Origin of the sequence: Dactylosporangium sp. NPDC051485, assembly GCF_040682015.1 — a bacterium.
Lineage (GTDB): Bacteria > Actinomycetota > Actinomycetes > Mycobacteriales > Micromonosporaceae > Dactylosporangium.
This window is the reverse complement of the sequence record NZ_JBFAZW010000056.1, coordinates 25,756-43,765: the sequence shown is the minus strand read 5'-3', so window position 1 is coordinate 43,765 and position 18,010 is coordinate 25,756. Positions and strand designations below refer to the sequence as shown.

The window sequence follows — 18,010 nt, the reverse complement described above, 5'->3', positions numbered from 1 at the left end:
GACCAATTCCCCAGTGCCCCCGAATTCACGAACGATCGCCGTCAGTCACAGTTGCGAACCCCGCGCCGCCTGCCGACGTACGATTTCGGCGTCGTTGCTTCAGCATCGACGGCCGCAGCGGTTGCGGCGCGGTGTTGTGGAGTTCCGCGATCAAGATGGCACGATTCGATGTGCTAACGCTTGCGGAGGATGGTGCGGTGGCCACGCCGGTCGAGACGACACAGTATTTGAGAGTGTTGTTGACTCTGCTCGCCGGCGACAACGGTCATCACACGTTCGAGCACATCTGCCGGCACGTCACCAAACTGCGGATCACGACCAACGTTCTGCCGGCGACTGGCCCGGTCTCCGCAGGAGGTGACCAGGGGCGGGACTTCGAAACGTTCCGAACGTACCTGCTGCAGGAACTCCCGTTCGCCCGCGGATTTCTGGCGCTAGCATCGCCGGACGTCGTGGCGTTCGCCTGCACCATCCAGCGTGACGACCTGCGGGCGAAGTTCAAGTCCGACATCGAGGCAATCTGCGGACAAGGCACCCCGGTCGACGACGTCTGGATCTTCTCGGCCGCGGAGGTGCCGGTCCGGCTCCGGCACGACCTTCAAGCATGGGCAGCGGACGAACACCAGGTCAAGCTGGAGATCGTCGATGGGTACGCGCTCGCCGAGTGGCTCGCGGAACCGGACCTCTACTGGATCGCGCACACCTACCTGCACGCGCCCGCCGAACTGGCACCCGCAGCCGTCCCTGAGGAGCCCGACCTTCCCGACTGGTATGTCGAGCTGCTCGACTACTGGCAGCAGCCCCACCGGCAGCCGTCCAACCTCGGCGACCTGTTCGAGCTGCGCCACGGCCTGCGCCACGCCACGCCACCCGGGCCCGCCCGCGCAGATCTGGCCGGATGGCTGACCCTGATGACCCGGCTCGCCGAGCACAACACCGACGTCGACGTCGGCCTCCACGCCGTGTACGAGATTGCCACCGCGCGCACCCTCGGCGTTGCCGATCTGCGCCCGGCGGAGACGCTGATCCGCCGCTGCATGACGCAGATCGAGGTCAGCACGGACCCCACCGTGCTGTTTCACGCCAGCCTGCTGGTGCAGTGGTGTGCCGCCTCCGCCGCGCTCGGCCACACCGACCTCCCCATCCCGGAGATCCTCAGCTGGATTCCGAAGCTACGACGACACGTCGACCATCTGCTGGAGCAGGACTGGGGACCGAACACCCGGGCCGGGCTGCTGCAGGCCGCCGCGCATCTGGCCCTGCACGTCGACTACACCGGCGTCACCGGTCGCGGCGGCGCCACCCTCGAGGACATCGACCGGCTGGCGGCCACGGTCCGCGACGCCGTCGACCAAGGCGAACTGCAGCAACAGCTGCGGGGCACCGCCCCGCTCGTGGACCTCGACAGCGGCATGCAGCACCTCCTGGAGCTCAGCCACCTGCTGACCGCAGCGCCGGCCTACCCGATCGAGTCGTTCAGCGCGCTGATCGACCTGCTGTCGCCAGCCCTCCGAGACCACCCCCTCTACCGGCCGGTATGCGACGGTCTCGACGATGCAGTCCGCCGGCAGGACGGCGACGCGGCCGTCGCCGAGAAATGCCGGCAACGGGCCGAAGCCTTCAACAAGGCAGGCCGGCCGCTCGACGCGCTTCGCGAGTTCCACCAGGCGAAGGTCAACTGGTTCCACGGCGACACACTGTCCGGCGCCCTCGACGCGATCGCCAGCATCACCGACCTCTACAGCGCGCTGGGCATGCACCTGGCCGCGAAGAAGTACGCACTGGCGCTGGCCGCCCTCGCCGGGCGCAGCCAGGACCCGGCTGATCGCACCCTCGTCCCGATCGCGCTGTTCGCCGCAGCGAACCAGGACCACCGCGCAGGCGCCTGGATTGCGTAAGCCGACCTGGCCACGATAGCCAGCCTCGCTCACCTGGCCCACGCCCCCGACCCCGCCAACCTGGACCGGCACCCCTACGTCATCGAGGCCGCAGATCACCAGATAGTCACCGTGCTCGTCGCCCGGCAGGTTCGACCACGGTTCGAACCGGCCTTGTGGGCCATCTTTGACCGCGGGCCGCTCAGCTCCCTCATCAGGGCCGGCGTCGACGACGACAGCAACGCGCAGGTCCGCGCCGAAGCGCAGTGGCTGGAATGGCTGCCCGACACCGCCGGCACGCCGTTCAGCGACGGCGGCCCCGAGCGGACCATCAGGTTCCACGCGCTCGACGCGAGCTGGACCGTGCACGGCCGCAACACGCAGGACACCGTCCTGGCGATCGAGGAACTCACTGCAACGCTGCAGATCCTGCTGGTCGAGTTCGCCTCCCTCGAACCGATGCTCATCGCCCGCCCCGTCGACATCGAGGTCCGCACCTACGGCCGCGGTCAGGCACCCGAGCAGCGGTATCTGACCCGGATGGACGGCGAGACGCGTCGATGGCTGTTGTATCTGCCCGCCGATGGCGACAACCTCGAACAGGATGATGCCGACGGCGGCACGGTCGGCCTCCTCTTCCGCGTGCTGCTCGGCAACTCGCTGCTGGACCTTGAGAACTTCAGCAAGCTCATGGACCAAGGCGCCGGCAACGGCCTGTTCCGCAACATCGAGATCGGCCGCCCCTACCGGGAACTCGCCATGTTCCGCGACCAGCCACACCCGCCACTCGCGGATGCCCGGTTCCGGCCGCTCACCAGCTCCGGCAGTGTGCAACCCAGCGCCGCATCCCCGCACCTGCGGTCCCGCTCCGGCCCAGGCCCGGGATACACCGTCGAGAAGGCCCACGCCATCCTGGCCGAACGCTACGAGCAGCTGCCCATCCCGATCGCGCACACGCTGCCGCGGTTACTCGGTGACGAACGCGTCCGCGCGCTGTTCCGCCACCTGCGCCGCGAGGGATGGAAGGACTGGCACCTGCTCAACGTCGTCAGAGACCTGACGGTCAGCCACCGGCTCAGTCAGCAGTCCGGACCATTCACCATGCAGACACAAGACCTCTCGAGCCGGTTCCTCGCCGAGGCACAACGACTCGAACTTCCCGACGATCCACACATCGACCCCTCGGCTGTCACCGGCGACGCCATGACCAGTGGCATCAACCGCATCGCCGTCAGCAGCATGCGCCGCTGGGGCCTGACGCCTCAGCACGCCGACCCAACGCCCGGCATCGTCCTCTCAGTGCTCGAACACCGCTACGGATTCTGGACCGACGACATCGCGCACCCCGACCCGTTCAGCGGCGTCCTCGACGAGACGTCCTGAACCACTGCGGGTCGTATGCCACAGAGGTCGGGAAGTGCTGAAATGCTTTCTTGGCCTCGGTCCGTCGTGGTGCGGATCGCTCCCTCCGCAGGGCACCAGGGCGGGGCCCAGCATCCGCTGGCCGGCCCCTTCCGGGTCCGCGGACACCCGAAAGCCATAACTAATTGGAGCGGCCTACGGGCGCGCTGTCCTGCCTTTTCGCCACCTGGCTGCGCCGGAGGTGCGGCGGCACCGCTCTTCGGGCACGTGCCGGATTCGCTCCGCCGCCGGCGCCGGTGCGAACTGCGTTCGCACCCGCCGGCCGAAAGGGCTGGACACTGCCCTGGCGCATACCTGCGCAGGGTACGCCAGGGTCGGCTATCGATGTCGCGGCGCAGGTCAGCGCGTGGCGGAGCTGTGGGAGTCAGTGGTGGCATCGATGTGCTGACGTGTTTGCGTGGTGACAGGCCGGCCAGCCGCTGCGGTGTGCGGTACGGCCGTATCGAGTTTGGCCAGTTGGGCGGCGGTGTGTTTCGGCTGCTCCGCACCATCGTCTGTCCGGCGTACGGCCGCTGCTCCCGGTCGGTCTTTCGGTTGCCGGGCGTTGGCGATCGCTGCGTCGATCTCGTCCCAGGAGACACCGTACGGGCGTTGCTCAGTGCGTCCGGGGCGGTACTCCGGGTCGATGAGTCGTCCCCGCTGGGCAAGGTGCTCGGCGGCGTCGAGGTCACCCGCCTTGAACGCGGTGAGGGCGTCGGCCGCGACCTGTCCGGCTTCGTGGCGACGGTCCGCCCGGACTTGCTCTCGATGTGGGGCCGAGCGTTCGAGAACGTCCGGGGTCGCGTCGATGACGGCGCTGACGGCGGTCCAAACGGCGGCGAGGCTGTGCCGCTCCACGAGGTCGCGGAGGTGACCTTCACTGACGTAGCGGGCCGTTGAGGAGGCTCCGGTCTGCAGCGGTCCGAGGGCATAGAAGCCAGCGTGGTCGTCGACCGCGTTGCGGATGATTGCCTGCTCGACCGCTGTAAAGCCGCTCAGCGCCGAGTGAGCTAGCTCACCGCTACTGCCCGCGGCTGTGGCGGCAGAGGTCACGGTGTCGCTCGGCTGCTCGACCGTCGGTGGCTCGATGCGGTGCGGCTCCACGTCGCCGGTTGCGGGCGTCAGGTTCGGCGGAGGCGCCGCTGCGAGCAGGAGCGCTCGTTGCGTTCGGTCGGTGATCGCGGTGCCGTTGGTGAGGTAGGTTCGGCCGTCCAGGCTGATCCGGTCGACGGTGACGGTGTGCCCACGGTGCTGGATCTGGTCGCCTGGATTGAGGTGAGCCAGCCATACTCGAGAGCCGACCTTGTCGGCGTTGGTGCTCGCCGGGCGCTGATCGAGGCCGATCGCGCGCAGCAGCGCGTTCGCCGCGTCGACGTGGTCGGCGGTGACGCCTCGGATGGTGGTGCCGTACGTCGTCCGGTTGCGCGGGATGGTCTTCGTTGCACCGCTGGTGGCGATGTCGGCAAGGTCGGCGCGGATCGCGGCCTGGTGCACGTCGTCCAGCGCGTGGAACTGCGCTGCGGACAGCGCTCCGTACAGGGCCACTCGGACGTGATCCTTCTGCAGCGACGGGACACCCGCCGCTGCGATGGCGTCTTGCTGCGCCTTGGTGTGCTGGCCTCCTCCGCCGAACCAGCGGTGGGTGAGCAGGATGGCCGTCGACTGTTCCCGAGGGCTGCCGGACGCGGCCACGTTGTCGAGGTCGGCGCGCAGGGCAGCCTGGATGGTCGCTGGCAGACCGGCAATCTCGGCCGTCGGCAGCTGTACGTAGGCGCTGAACCGGTGAGCCGCGGTGCTGAAGCCGGTACCGGCTTGGGCGACTGCGCTTGCCACGTACCGCTGGGTGGGCGTCAATGCGCTCTCGTGGGAGGGCAGCCCGGCCGACTCGACCGGCCGAAGGGCTCCGGCTGTGCCATCTGTTGCCCCAGGGTTGCCGACGTGGTCGCGGTCGCCGTCAGGGAGGTGTACATCCTCGGCTGTGCCCGGCGCGGTCTGCGGCGACAGGTTTCGCGGCTCGACGTGCGGCGCTTGTAGGTCCACATCACGCTGCCGTGACTCTGCTGTTGGATCCGCCGTTTTGGCAGGCGCCGAGACACGCGCTGCCGTCGCCGCGCGCACCGGTGCAGGTATCGGTTGGAGGGCTTCTAGCTCGGTAATCCAGGTGAGGGAGCCGAGCTCCAGCTGATGGCGGGCTCGGGTGACGGTGACGTAGGCGAGGCGGAGCTGTTCGGCGTTGGGCACCGAGGTCTTGCCGGTCTGCTGGTTGGTTTGGGGCTGGGGGAAGTCGCTGCCGATGCGTACGCGGTCCCATTCGCGGCCTTTGGCTTTGTGCGCGGTGGACACGATGACGTCGTACGCGGGTTGCCCGTCCGTTCCGGTCTCGTTTTCGTTGATGAGGTCGCGGACCATTTGGAGCAGGGGCTCGGCGCCGCGTCGGTCGACCAGGGTGACGAATGCGCGGAGCGAGGCGGCGTCGGTCTCCGCGTCGTCGACGTAGGCGCGAACTTCGTTCCAGGACGTGAATCGCGCCAGTTCCGGGTGTGCGGTGGGCCGCCCGGCCTGGAGGTCCTGGGCGGCCTTGGCGATGTCTTCGATGGCTTTGCCGCCGCCGACCAGGGCGACGCGCCGTCCGGCGTCGAAGGCGTCGGCGACTGCGGCCACTGCGCCCGCGTTGGTGCGCGCGAGCACGGCGTCGGGGAGCTCGATGTCGCCGATGCTGCTGTCCAGGGCGGGGTTGCCGCTCAGCCGCCACCGAGAGCCGAGCAAGGTCAGGAACTGGTTGCCGACCTCGGCGACGGCCGGGCCGAACCGCCAGGACTGCGTGAGTGGCAGTTCGGTGTCGGCCGGCCAGTCGTGCAGGGCATCGACAGCGCCCCGGAAGCCGTAGATGGCTTGGTTGGAGTCGCCGACCACGATGGTCTGCGCGGGCTGGTCCTGGATGAGTCTGCGCAGCACCGGGTTGATGTCCTGGGCCTCATCGAAGAAGATCACGTCGTAGGGAATGACTGGGTGGGTCAAAGCCCACGCTTTGAGGTAGTCGTCGTGGTCGAAGAACAGCTTGCCGGTGGGATGGACGAGGTCGGCCCAGGCGGCGCGGGCGTGTTCGAGCACGACGCGGGCCAGGTCGGTTTGGTCAGTCGCAAGGTCGCCGGGGAGATGCCGCGCGGCGATGCTGTCGGCGTCGCTCTGTCTGAACTCTTGGACGGTGGCGATCACCAGGCGGGCCACCCGGTCGGCGTCCACAACGCCGCTGCCGTCGGCGTGCACGTGCGGATCGATGTTGAGGTGAGCGGCCCACTCCTCGGGCCAGCGGGCACCGGTGCGGATCCGCTTCTCGCGCAGGGGCCCGCTGCCGAGCGCCTCCCTGGCGAATGAGTGCGCGGTGGCGGCCCGGACGTGCCGTGGGAACTTTGCCGCGGCTTCGGCCGCGATCGGGGCGTTGAACGCGATGTACGCGATCCGGGCGTCTGGTCGGGCGTTCGCGAGCATGAGCAGCGTCGAGGTCTTGCCGGTGCCGGCGAGGGCCTGCACCGCGACGGCATGGCCAGCCTGGAACGCTTCGATGATGCGTTGCTGCTGCGCGGTGGGGGTCATCGCGGTGGCCGTCGGCCGGGTGTGGCCGTCGGCGCGGTCTTGCGCCGCCAGCCAGCGGCGGATGTCGCCGAGTGCGGCAGTGCGGTCGGCGGGCCGGCCGTTGTAGTGCCATTCGCGCGTGGCCGAGTGCCATCGGAAGCGGTGCTGTTTGAGCAGACCTCGAAGTCCGTCTTCCCGTCGTCCGCCGGTGGTGCCTCGCACGACAGGTTTCGGATCGTCGCTGACCTGGATCCGCTCGGCCCACGACGGGCGCGCCACCACGATGTCCCCTGTGGTGGTTGGCTCGGCGGCAGCTGCGGCAAGGTCCTTGACCGCGGTAGCCGTTGCGCCCAGCGGAGCCGTGGTTGCTGTACTGCCGGGGCCAGGCTCGGCCGCGACGATTTCCCCGCCGATGCCGGGTAGCGCGGTCACGGTGCGGGCGGTGTCCGGAGGCGGTCCGCTCGGCGGCTGCGGTGGAGCCTGGCGCGGCGTGGTGCCGGTTGGCGCTGGTGAGTCTGCTTGGTGGCCGGTTGCGGAGGCCGGGAGCGGTTCGGCCGCTCCCGGGCCGTTGTTCGCTGCTCGCGGTGTTGTTCCCGGTTCGGGTGCCCGAGCGCCGGTGAGCTCGGGATTGCCGGGCGGCGGGACGGGTGTGACCGGTCGGGTTTCGGGTTGCGGCGACGTTGGCGGCGTCTGGGTGGCTGGCTCGTCCGGCAGCGGGAACGCCTGGCGCGGTGCGCGGGGGCCAGGTAGGTTCGCGTCGCTGGCCTGGACCGGCGTCCAGTGCAGGTCTCGTTCGATGATGGTCAGGCCGTGGTTGATCGCCTCCAGTTCAGGCAGGTTGACGTAGCCCCATTCAGCGTCGGTCGGGTCGCCTAGGTTGATATAGCCGAAGCCTTCACCGGTGCTGGGGTCGTATTCGGCGAGCCAGACGTCGGTAGCGCCACCGAAGTAGTGCAGGTGCAGCATCGTCTGCCCAGGCGAGATGCCGTCTGTGCCGTACAGCCGGGGTATGGCCGCGGCGATCTCGGCGGGTGGGTAGAACGGATGTCCGCGTCGCTGCCGGTGCAGTTCCGGCAAGCCTGCCGCGGCTGCCGCCGGCTGCTCTGTCGGTGCCGGTACGCCGTCCGGGCCGACGTTGACGTCTGTGCTGCGGCCGGAGGGTGCCGGGTGGTCGGCGTCGGGTGAGCGGCGGGCGTCGGCGGTGTGGGATCCGTGCAGGCTGCTGCGATCGTCGGCGGTGTCGCTGGCGTCGTCGACTGGCGCGGCGGGGCTGTCGGGGACGGCTGCGTCGACGATGCGGAGCTTCCGGTGCAGGGTGGCGAGCTTGGCGGCGTGCTGGTCAAGGTCGTCCTGCTGCGGGAAGGGCTTGCCGATGCGGTCGGTGGCACGTTCGATGTTGGTCTGGAGCCGGCCGATGGTCGCCTGTTGGCGCGCCCGGAGGTCGTCGGCGCCGGCGAGTTTGTTCTCCAGCTGGCGGATGAGGCCGACGCGGTCCTGCCCTTCGCTGGCGGCGAGTGCGTCGAGGTTGTGTTGGCTCAGCTCGATGGTGCTGTCGGCGATCCCGGCAAGGCTGACCAGTGCGCGATGGCCGAGCAGGTCAGGCTCGATGTCGGCGTGCACCGCGATGCCGCCGAGCACGCCGAGGTCGAGGCGGCTTCGTCCGTAGGCGGTGTGCACGCTGCGGTGCAGGCGCTCCACCAGCGCGGCGCCGGCAGTCGAGCGGCTGTCGAACGCGGCACCGTCGAGGACCATCGTGAACTGCTCGCGGCGGGTGTCGGTCCGTCGGGCGAGGACCTCGTCGAGGTCGGCGCCGGCCCGGTGCAGCTCGGTGATGCTGCGCCGGTTCTGCTCGACGGTGGCCTTCAGCGTGACCTGCTCGTCTGCCCAGATCCGCTGTTCGAGGCGGAGCGCGCCGACGGTCTCTTCGATGCGGTGCAGCTCCAGCAGCTCGGGCCGGCCGGCCGCGACGGCGAACATGACCGCCGGGTCGATCTGGCCGTCGCCGTCGCCGTCCTGGGCGTCGATGATGCGGGTGGTGTCGTTCGGGTCGAGCATCTGTTTGGTGAAGCGGGCCTTGTCGTCGACCTTCTGCCACAGGAACGGGTCGTAGGAGTTTTCGGTGACCACGAACACGTGGTGGATGGCCGGGTTGGCGTTGCCTTGACGCTGGCCGCGGCCGAGGCTCTGCACGACGGGGCTGAGTTTCCACGTCGGGTCGAGCTGCAACACGGTGATGACGCGTCGTTGGATGTTGCGTCCGGTGCCGAGCCCGGCTCGGCTGCCGACCAGGACCGCGATCTTGCCGTCGCGGGCGTCCTGGTCGAGCTGGTCCTTCTGCCGCCGGCTGGTGGCATCCTGCGCGAAGCGGATCGCGTCGGCGGGCAGGCCGCGGGCGACCAGCGCGTCGCGGAGGCCGTCGTAGACGTTCCACCGTCCGTCGCGGGGAACGCCGAGGTCGCAGAACACGAGCTGCAGGGAGCCGCGGATCGGGTCGGGGGTTCCGTCGGGGCGGGTGTAGACGTCGTCGCGGTGCCGCTGCCAGGTGTCGATGAGCCAGTCCGCGGCGGCGTCGATTTTCTGCGGTGCGTCGGTGTGCTCGCCGATGAGCCGCAGGTCGAGCGACGCGGTCCGCCCGTCGGTGGAGATCCACAGGATGTTGTCGTCGCGGAGCGCTCCTCCGGTGGTCAGCCGCTGGTCAGGGTGCCCGCCGGTGACTGCACGAGCGCGCGCCGCCAGCGACACGAGGTGCCCGTGCAGTTCGGGCGAAGCCGGCACGGACAGGATCTCCGGCTTGCCGCCGATGATCACTGGCTCGCCGAGGTCGAGGTGTTCCTTGAGTTTGACGTCGGCCCACGAGTACATCAGCTGCTTCTGCTCCGGCAGGTTGACGAAGCGGGTGTGCCGGGTGCGTGAGGTGAACCCGGAGCCGTCCGGGCGCATCTCGACCCGGCGGCGCGGTTGGATGAACGCGGCGTGGTACTGGTCGTCGTCGACGATGCCCATCTCGGCCAGCAGCTCCGGCGCGGCGTACTTGGTCATCGTCAGGATCTCCGACGGACTGTTGTCGATCGGGGTCGCGGTCGCCAGGGTGACGACCCGCGGGCTGATGGTGCGCAGGTACTCCAGCTTCATGTCCAGGTCTGCGGTGATCTGGTTGCCGCGGTGTGCCAGCTCGTTGATCGCCGAGATCACCCGCAGGTTCTTGTAGGTGTGTGCTTCGTCGACGAACAGGTAGCCGATCCCGGTGCGTTCGAACTCCACGCCCGGGTCGCTGGGTGTGGCGAGCTGCTCTTTGATCTGTTCCTGCAGCGTTTGGATCTGCTTCTCGACGTCCTTGACGGAGAACCGGTCTGCGTCGACCGCGTTCTCCAGGTGGCTTTTAAGCCGGTCGAGCTGCTTGTTCAGGTAGGCGACCTTGTTGGCGCGGGAGACCGGGATCTTCTTGAACGCGCCGTGGCTGATGATGATCGCATCCCAGGCGCCGGTGGAGCAGCGCGCGACGAACTGGCGGCGCTTGTCACCTTCGAGGTCTTCAGTGTCCGCGGCAAGGACCTTGGCCCGCGGATACGCCTGAAGGAACTCGCGGCGGAACTGCCCGAGCACACCTTTCGGCACCACATACGCCGGCTTGCTGACGAGCCCGAGCCGGACCAGCTCCATGCCACCGACGATCATCTCCAGGGTCTTGCCGGCACCGGTCCCGTGGAACAGCCCGACACCCCGCGAGTTGCGGATCCGCGCGACGGCGGCCATCTGGTGCGGGCGCAGCGTGAACGCCGCGGACATGCCCGGAGCGGTGATGTGCTCGCCGTCATACGTCCGAACGACCCGCGCGTTGAACCGGTCGTTGTAGGTCCGCGCCAGCTCGGCGGAGCGGTCGGGGTCCTCCCACAGCCAGGCCCGGAACCTGCCGTCGAGCTGCTCGGCTTTCGCCTGCGCCATCGCGGTCGCTTCCAGGTCACGGACGGTGCGCTTGTCCGTGCCGGTGCCGATCGTCTTGGTGATCTCGATGCTCTGGCTGTTGAGCAGGTTCGCGGCGAGGTCGGTCGCGGTCCGGTTGCGGGTACCCCACACGGTGGTCGCCAGCACCCCGGTCTTGGCGGCGCCGCTGACCGACCATGCGGCGCCGACGTTGGCGACGGTCACCCCGGGGTCGTCCAGGATCTCGCGCAGGAACTGCTGGACGTAGCTGGCGGCGATCCACGGCGAGCCGAGCCGGGCGCTGATCTCGGCCGGCGTGAGGTCACGCGGGAGCACCTGCCGCAGTGCCTCGACATTGCCGGCGAACCGAGCATCGGTCTCGGCCGCCTGCTGCGCCGCGGTGAACTTGGCGCGGACGTTGCCCGACAGGTACTCGGCTCTGCGGATCAGCGCACCGGACTGTGGGTCCTCGAACACCAGCCCATCCAGGGCAGCGCGGGCCGCCGCTTCGGAGTCCAGGCCGAGCAGGGAGGCAACGACGTCGAGCCGGACTTCGTTGTGCCGGTCCCAGCACAACACGACGGCGTCGTCGGCGGACTGGACCCGCTCGACCGGGGTCGGCACCGTGATGACCCGCTGCCGGAACACCTCGGCCTTCTCCGCGGTGCCGGTGTCGTCGTCGAACTTCTCCAACGCCGCGACGTACGGGAAGAACGGGTCGTCGCGGAACCCACCCATCCGCGGGTACGTCCGCCGTTCGGTCTCGACGAGCTCGCCGGACTCCTTGTCGACCTTGGTGCTGGTGGAGGACTGGAACCGGTTGATGGCACCGAACGTGGCAGCGTAGGCGTTGTACTGCTGGTTCAGGTCGGCTCGCAGCCGCTGGGTGAGCGGGGTGTCGGCGCGGTGGGCGGCTTCCTCGTCGAGCAGGCCGAGGATCGTTTCCCGCAGGCCGATCAGGGCGCGCAGTTCGGCGACCTGGGTCCGCGGCGGTTCGTGGCGGGCCCGCCGGCCGTCGCGGACTTGCCAGAACCGCCCGTCGCCGGCGTCGACGAACAGGCCCTCCTGGTCGGGGGTGGGACCGCGGAGCACCACCGCCGGAGCCACTGGCTCAGCCGCGGCGATCTGCTGGAAGGCACCCTCCAGCGCGGCGGCGACGTCGGTGGTTTCCGGCTCGACGACGACCGTCGGCCGGGCACGTCCGGTGCCGGTGAGCTGCCGTCCGAGCACGAGCTCCGGCCGGTCGAGGAAGTAGCCGTTGATGTCGAACGTCTCGGCCTGCACGCCGTCGGTCGCGGCGGGCAGCTCGACGGACCGCACGGCCGTCCAGCCTGGCCCGGACGGCGGCTGGCCGGCCTCGCGACGCCGGAACACCAGCAGGTCGGTGACGACGTCGGTGCCGGCCGCGGCCTGGTGCGCGCCGCTGGGCAGCCGGACCGCACCGACCAGGTCGGCCAGCGCCGCCATCTGGTGGCGGGCCTCCTGATGCGCATCGTCGCGGCCGTCCATGGTGTATCGGGAGGTGATCAGCGCGACGAGCCCGCCGGGCCGGGTGGCGGCCAGGGCTTTGAGGATGAAGTGGTTGTGGATGCTGTGGCGGCGGCGTGGATTGTGCGCTGGGTCGTGCAGTTTGTGGCTGCCGAACGGCACATTGCCGATCACCAGATCGAGCCCGGCGTCAGGCAGCTGCGTGTCGGCGAACGACTCGGAGCGGATGTCGGCGTGCGGGAACCGGGCCTGGGCGATCCGGGCGGTGAGCGGGTCGACCTCCACGCCCAGCAGCCGGGTTCCGGCCGGGGCGCCGGCCAGGAAGTTGCCGCTGCCGCAGCCGGGCTCCAGTACCGAGCCGCCGTCGAAGCCGAGGGTGCCGAGCGCGGCCCACACCACCGCCGCGAGGCGCGGGTCGGTGTAGTGGGCGTTGAGGGTCGTGGCCCGAGCAGCCCGGTACGCGTCGTCACCGAGCAGCTGCTGCAACTCCGCGCGTTCGGCGGCGAACCGTCCAGCTTCCCGGGGTCGTTCGTCGAACAGGCCCGGCGTGGCGCCCCACCCGGACCACCGGGCCAGCGCTGCCTGCTCCTCGTCCGTTGCTGGGCGCTGTTCGGCCTCGATGCCGTGCACCAGGACCCGCAGGGCATCGAGATTGGCCCGCACCCGCGCCGCTTCACCTGACGGCGGCAACACCACGTCGGCATCGGCACCGCCGCTCACGCTGCTCGTTTCGGGGATGACCGTGCCGACGTCGGCATCGCCATCAACGCCGACGGCTGGTGCCATCGCCGCAGCGGGTGCGGCAGCGGCACCCGGTGCTGCAGGAGCGAGCCCGGTCGGCGCAGCCGATGGCCGGGACAGCATCTCGAGGGGCAGCATGTCGTCGGACGCCGCGAGCGGAGCCTTTGCCGCGGGTTCGGCAGGTGCCGATCCGGGCTGCGGCGGCCGGTCGATGACCGTGAAGTGGGCGCCGGCCACCGGTACGGCCACCGTCACCACCCGGTCTCGGTAGGCCCGGCCGTCCGGATCGCTGACCTTCACCGCCACGTGCGCGACGGCGCTGCGCTGCGTGCCGTGGCTCGGCGTCCACCACCGGTCATACGTGCCGGTCACGGTGGCCTCGGCACCGTCGACCAGGCCGGTGATCGTGCCGTAGGCGCCTCGGCGTACCGCCCGCAACGGCGTCGGCCCGTCGGCGGTGGCGCCGCTCCAGCGGTCTTCCGTGACCGCCTGATCAACCAGGGGCTGCCGGAGCAGCGGGTCGACCCGGCCACGCCATACGCCGTCGCCGAACAGGTAGGTGGCGACCGACTCGACCTCGTAGAACTCGCGGCTGACGCCGGGGATCGTCCACCGGGTTCGGCCCCGCGTATCGAGGTCTTCATGCAGGCTATGGCCGGCCTCGGCAAGGGCGGCGCTGACCTGGTCGATGACCGGCATCTGCCGCCACGGTGCCGCGGTTCCAGCCGGCGCATCAGGCGGTGGCGCCACCACCGTGATGTTCGCACCCGAGGAGACGGCGACGGCGATGCCGTCCAGCGCTTCTGGACTGATCGCAACGGTCACGACCAGGCAAGGCTCCGGCGTCCAACCCTCGTACCCGGCGACCGCCTCATGGGTCGCGACGACGTAGCCGGCTAGCCGGGCGTCACGGCCGTCGGGCAGCAGGCCGGCCACGATGCCGTACGTGCCATGGGCGATGTCGGCGGCCGGGACAGTCCCCAGCTCAGGGCCTGCTGCGTCGGTGCGCTGCAGCGGGGGTTGGAGCAGCTCCTCGAACCGCGGATCGCGCGTCGGGCCGTCGGTCGCTGCTTCGGCTGCACTGTCGGCGGCCCTGTGGGCTGGCGGAGCTACCCGACGGTCAGCAGCATCCCGCGCAGCACCTGGCTCTCGGCCTCGAACCGGGCCGTGGTCAGCCGCTGCACCCGGGTCATGTACGGCTCGTCGGTCGGCGTCGGTCCGGCCAGCGTCCGGGCCAGTTCCTCGATCGCCGCCTCCAGTTCCTCGCCCATCGCCATGAAGAACTGCTCCGGGTCGTCCAGATCCCGGACGCGGGCCGGCATCGTCTGCTGCCAGTGACGCTGCGCCTGCTGACCGTACCGGTTCACGCTCTGCTCCCTCGTCTGCTCGCGGTTCGACGGCAGATGGCTCATCTGCCGTCGCTTCGGGTTCTGGTGCCTCGCGTGCGGGTTCCAGCTCCGGCTGCGGCGCGTGTGTGCCAGGCAGACCAAAGGTGAAATCAAACGCAAGCTGGTCAGGGCTTGGTTCACGGCGGCGCCGAGCCATCTGCTGTCCTCCTATTCTGCTACGGATGAGCGCCGATCGGGGGGCCGCGGGGTGGGGTATGCCTTGGCAATGCGGTGGCCGGTCGGCAATGCGCGGGCGACGGGGATCGCCGGGCGGTGGCGGTGGCCGCGGTTCAACGGCGCGTCACGGGCTTCGCGGCGGCCGGATCGCCTGGGCCATGCTGAGCTCGGTTCGTGCGATCGACCGGGGCGTCCGGGGCATTGGTCACTGCCCCGGGGGCCTGGCTCTGCCGGGCCAGCTGTGCGGCGGTGACCGGGACGCCGCCGGGCGCGATCACGGCCCGGTTCGCAGTCAGCAGCACCGCGTGGAACCATGGTTCGGCTGGTTGGCTGTCGAGCTGGATGCCGTGTGTCTGCGCGACGCTGCGACCTGTGCGTACCGACTGGTGCGTCGTGATGTACAGGCCCGCTGCGTACGCCCCGGCGATGGTCGCCTCGACCCGTGCCGTGTTCCACACGGTCTCGGCCAGCGCACGCCAAGGCTCAAGCGAGGCGGGAGAGACCTCGCCGGCGTAGTGCAGCGCGTCTTCATCGAACTCAGGCACGGGGACGGGCACCCGGTGGGCACGACCGATCACCTCACTGGCCGCCCTCTCGATCGGGGAGGTGAGCACCCAGCCCCTACCGTCGGCCCTGCACTGCTTCGCGGCTTCACCGATCCGTTGGGCAGTGTCGACGTACGCCGCGCGGTAGCAGGAGGAGTAGGCGCGGTCCCATATCGTTTCCGCCACCGCGATGTCGGATTCGCTCGCGCGGGCGCTGAACCAGCGATCACGGGCAACGCGGACAAGGTCCGCAGGCAGGTCAACGTCGGCCGCGGACGGCTGCTGGAGGTGATCCGGTGAAACCATGGCTGCGAGTCCTTCCTGGACAACGGACACGAGACTGCGGCCCCGAGGGCAGCTGGCGTTGTCGGCGCGGCGGCGGCGTCAGCGGGTAACCGGGCGGCGGATGGCCGCAACCGGCTTGAAGTTCGCTACCGGCGTGATCTTGACGACGTCACCGGTGTGCGGTGCTTGGACCAGGTACTGCCGGCCGTCGCCACCGCGGCCGATGTACATGCCCACGTGTCCCGGTCGCTGCATCGAGCCGTTGGATCCGGGGATGAGGATCAGGTCGCCCGGCTGCATGACGTCGATCCCGGCCACGGCGACCCCGGTGTGCACCTGGTCGCTGGTAACGCGCGGGATGCGCACGCCCGCGTGCGCCCACGCCTGCATCATCAGACCCGAGCAGTCGTAACTGTCCGGCCCTTCCGCGCCGAACACATAGGGTTTGCCGAGCTGAGCAAGCGCGAAGGACACGGCAGCGGCTTGCTGCGCGTCGGACGGCAGGGTGTAGCCGGGCGGGATGCCGCCGCCGCCGTTGGGAAGTCCGTCGCCGCCGGTGTCGACGGCGTACTTCGGCAGTCGGCTGCGGATCTGCTGCGGATAGTCGTGCGCCAGGCCGGAGGCCGGAACACCGCCCGCGGCGAGGATGCCGCCGCGACCGGCGAAGTACGCGGCCCATGCCAGGTCGAGTGGGTCACCGACGAGGCGACCGTTGGCGACGTTGGTTTCGGCCCAGGCGACCAGGTCGCACATGAGGCGCCCCTGGGCGAGGATCGCGTCGCCCGGGTCGTACGGCGAGCTGGTGCCGTTGTGGTTGTAGTCGAAGCCCCACGTCCGCCAGGTGGCGTCGGTGAACTGTGCGATGCCCCTCGCTGGCACCTCGCCGATGTCGGTGTAGGCGTTGGGGTTCCAGCTCGACTCCAGGTCGAGCTGGGCGGCGATGTCCGCGGGTCCGATCGACGGGCACAGCGCTCCGGCCGCCCGCACGTACCCGAGGTACTGCTCGGGCACCGGCGCGTCGGGCCGCAGCTGGTTACCGCCGCCGCCCGCCTGGGCGGCGGCCAAGGTTGAGCCTGCCGAGGCCGCCAGCACGAACCCGCCGCAGCAGCAACCGCCGAGAACGAGCAGCACGATCAGGCCGGCGATGACGACCCACCGCGTGCCGGCACCTCCCGATTGCTCCTGCGCGCTCACTGCCGAGCACCCCAGACGCCGCCAAGTGCCCGGTCACGGCGCTCGCCGCTCCGGCCGGCCCTGGCGCCGGCCTGACTGTCCACCGTGGCCGGGCAAGGTTCCTTGCCAGCTCTGCCCCGGTCCGCTGCAACGCCGTGCGGCGTTCGGATATGCGATCGCGATGTGACGGGCATGGCAACTCCTCGGCGTCGGTGACTGCTCCACCGAACCCGTCAACGGTGGGTGGTGGCGCTACCCCGTAGCGCCCGTAGCGCCCGCATCACCTTGTGCATCAACGCTTTCGTCCACACCGCCGGCTGATCGTCCAGGTCACGACCCACCACCGCGGTGGGTCACCTGGACGAAGGAGCACGCGTGCTCACACATCTGGCAGACGTCGCGTTCAACGTGCTGGCCGCCCCTGACCCCACCGGGGGTCCGGTGAACCTGGACCCTCCCTCGCAGCCGATCCCCGGACTCGGGGCGCTCGTCACCCAGCTGCTGGGCTGGGCAAAGTGGGCGCTGATCGTGTCCGGCATCCTCGGCATGTTCATCTGCGCCGGCATGATGATCATGGGCCGCCGCAACCGCAGCTCCACCGCGGTCGACGGCGCCACCGGCATTCCCTGGGTGCTGGGCGGCCTGACGCTCGGCGCGGTCGCCGCCACGGTCGTCGGGGCGGTGCTGTAGGCCATGACGGACGACATCACCCTGGCAGCCAGACGGCGCACCCGCGCCGTGGTTGCCGCGGTGGCGGCCGTTGTGCTGATCGTGGTCGCCGTCGTCGGCGTGCTCGTCGCGACGGTGGGGCGCTGGGGCAACCCGGCGCCCGCGCCACCAACGGCTACCGCCGAGACCGCCGCTCCCGCGGGACCGCAAGCCGGGCCGACGTCACCGGCGGCCCTGCAGTGGGTCACCGTTGCCGGAGCGCACCTGCCCGCAGGCGCGGACGGGCCACGTGACACGAGCGCCGGCCGTGCCCGCGGATTCGCCCACACTGCGATGGGAGCGGTCTTCGCCGCCGCCCACATCACTGTGCGGCTGTCGCCGCAGGCCGGCCCGGGTGTGTACGAGCCCACCTTCCGAGAGCAGGTCGTCGGCCCTGACACCAACCGGCTGCTCGCGGCCGTGGACGAGGAGTACCAGCAGCTGCGGGCACAGTTCGGCGTCGCGCCTGGCGAGCCGGCCGGACAGCTGTATTCGACCGTTACCAGCTACCGGATCGGGGCCGCATCCCCCGACGCCGTCGAGGTCGGGCTGCTCATCGAAGGACCGAGCCAGTCCGGCCCGACCCGGATAGCGCTGACGGTCCAGATGCGGTGGGTCAGCAACGACTGGGCGCTGCAGGCGCCGAGTCGCGGCGACTGGAACACCGCAGCAGTCCTCGTGCAGAGCACCGCCGGCTACGCCGGCTTCCCGGCGGGGGGCTGATCACCATGTG

The 18,010-nt window shown here is 70.1% G+C and carries 8 protein-coding genes; 4 read left to right on the top strand and 4 right to left on the bottom strand.

The features are described 5' to 3' along the window. Nucleotides 1-233 precede the first annotated feature (233 nt). A complete protein-coding gene (locus tag AB0M46_RS28720) occupies nucleotides 234-1,898 on the top strand; it encodes a hypothetical protein (RefSeq protein ID WP_363340869.1) in 1,665 nt (554 codons plus the stop codon). Between the two features lie 153 nt (nucleotides 1,899-2,051). Next, nucleotides 2,052-3,260 carry a hypothetical protein gene (locus AB0M46_RS28715; protein ID WP_363340867.1) on the top strand — a complete coding sequence of 403 codons (1,209 nt, stop codon included), beginning with the start codon at nucleotides 2,052-2,054 and terminating at the stop codon, nucleotides 3,258-3,260. 378 nt (nucleotides 3,261-3,638) lie between these two features. On the opposite strand, the gene AB0M46_RS28710 is transcribed toward AB0M46_RS28715, so the two are convergent. The 4 genes from AB0M46_RS28710 to AB0M46_RS28695 all read right to left on the bottom strand — a co-directional run bounded on the left by AB0M46_RS28710 (nucleotide 3,639) and on the right by AB0M46_RS28695 (nucleotide 16,590). Further along, a complete protein-coding gene (locus AB0M46_RS28710) occupies nucleotides 3,639-13,937 on the bottom strand; it encodes a UvrD-helicase domain-containing protein (protein WP_363340865.1) in 10,299 nt (3,432 codons plus the stop codon). Between the two features lie 173 nt (nucleotides 13,938-14,110). Next, nucleotides 14,111-14,368 (bottom strand): hypothetical protein, encoded by a 258-nt coding sequence (locus AB0M46_RS28705; protein WP_363340863.1) that lies wholly within the window; start codon nucleotides 14,366-14,368, stop codon nucleotides 14,111-14,113. Nucleotides 14,369-14,679: 311 nt separating this feature from the next. Beyond that, nucleotides 14,680-15,417 (bottom strand): hypothetical protein, encoded by a 738-nt coding sequence (locus tag AB0M46_RS28700; RefSeq protein WP_363340861.1) that lies wholly within the window; start codon nucleotides 15,415-15,417, stop codon nucleotides 14,680-14,682. Nucleotides 15,418-15,495: 78 nt separating this feature from the next. Continuing rightward, nucleotides 15,496-16,590, bottom strand: a complete 1,095-nt coding sequence (locus AB0M46_RS28695) for a bifunctional lytic transglycosylase/C40 family peptidase (RefSeq protein WP_363340859.1) — start codon at nucleotides 16,588-16,590, stop codon at nucleotides 15,496-15,498. A gap of 354 nt (nucleotides 16,591-16,944) precedes the next feature. Here AB0M46_RS28695 and AB0M46_RS28690 point away from each other — a divergent pair, with 354 nt between their 5' ends. Both AB0M46_RS28690 and AB0M46_RS28685 read left to right on the top strand, forming a co-directional pair. Continuing rightward, complete coding sequence (locus tag AB0M46_RS28690; protein WP_363340856.1) at nucleotides 16,945-17,259, top strand: hypothetical protein; 315 nt, start codon at nucleotides 16,945-16,947, stop codon at nucleotides 17,257-17,259. 3 nt (nucleotides 17,260-17,262) lie between these two features. Continuing rightward, nucleotides 17,263-18,000 carry a hypothetical protein gene (locus tag AB0M46_RS28685; protein ID WP_363340854.1) on the top strand — a complete coding sequence of 246 codons (738 nt, stop codon included), beginning with the start codon at nucleotides 17,263-17,265 and terminating at the stop codon, nucleotides 17,998-18,000. The last annotated feature ends 10 nt before the right edge of the window (nucleotides 18,001-18,010 follow it).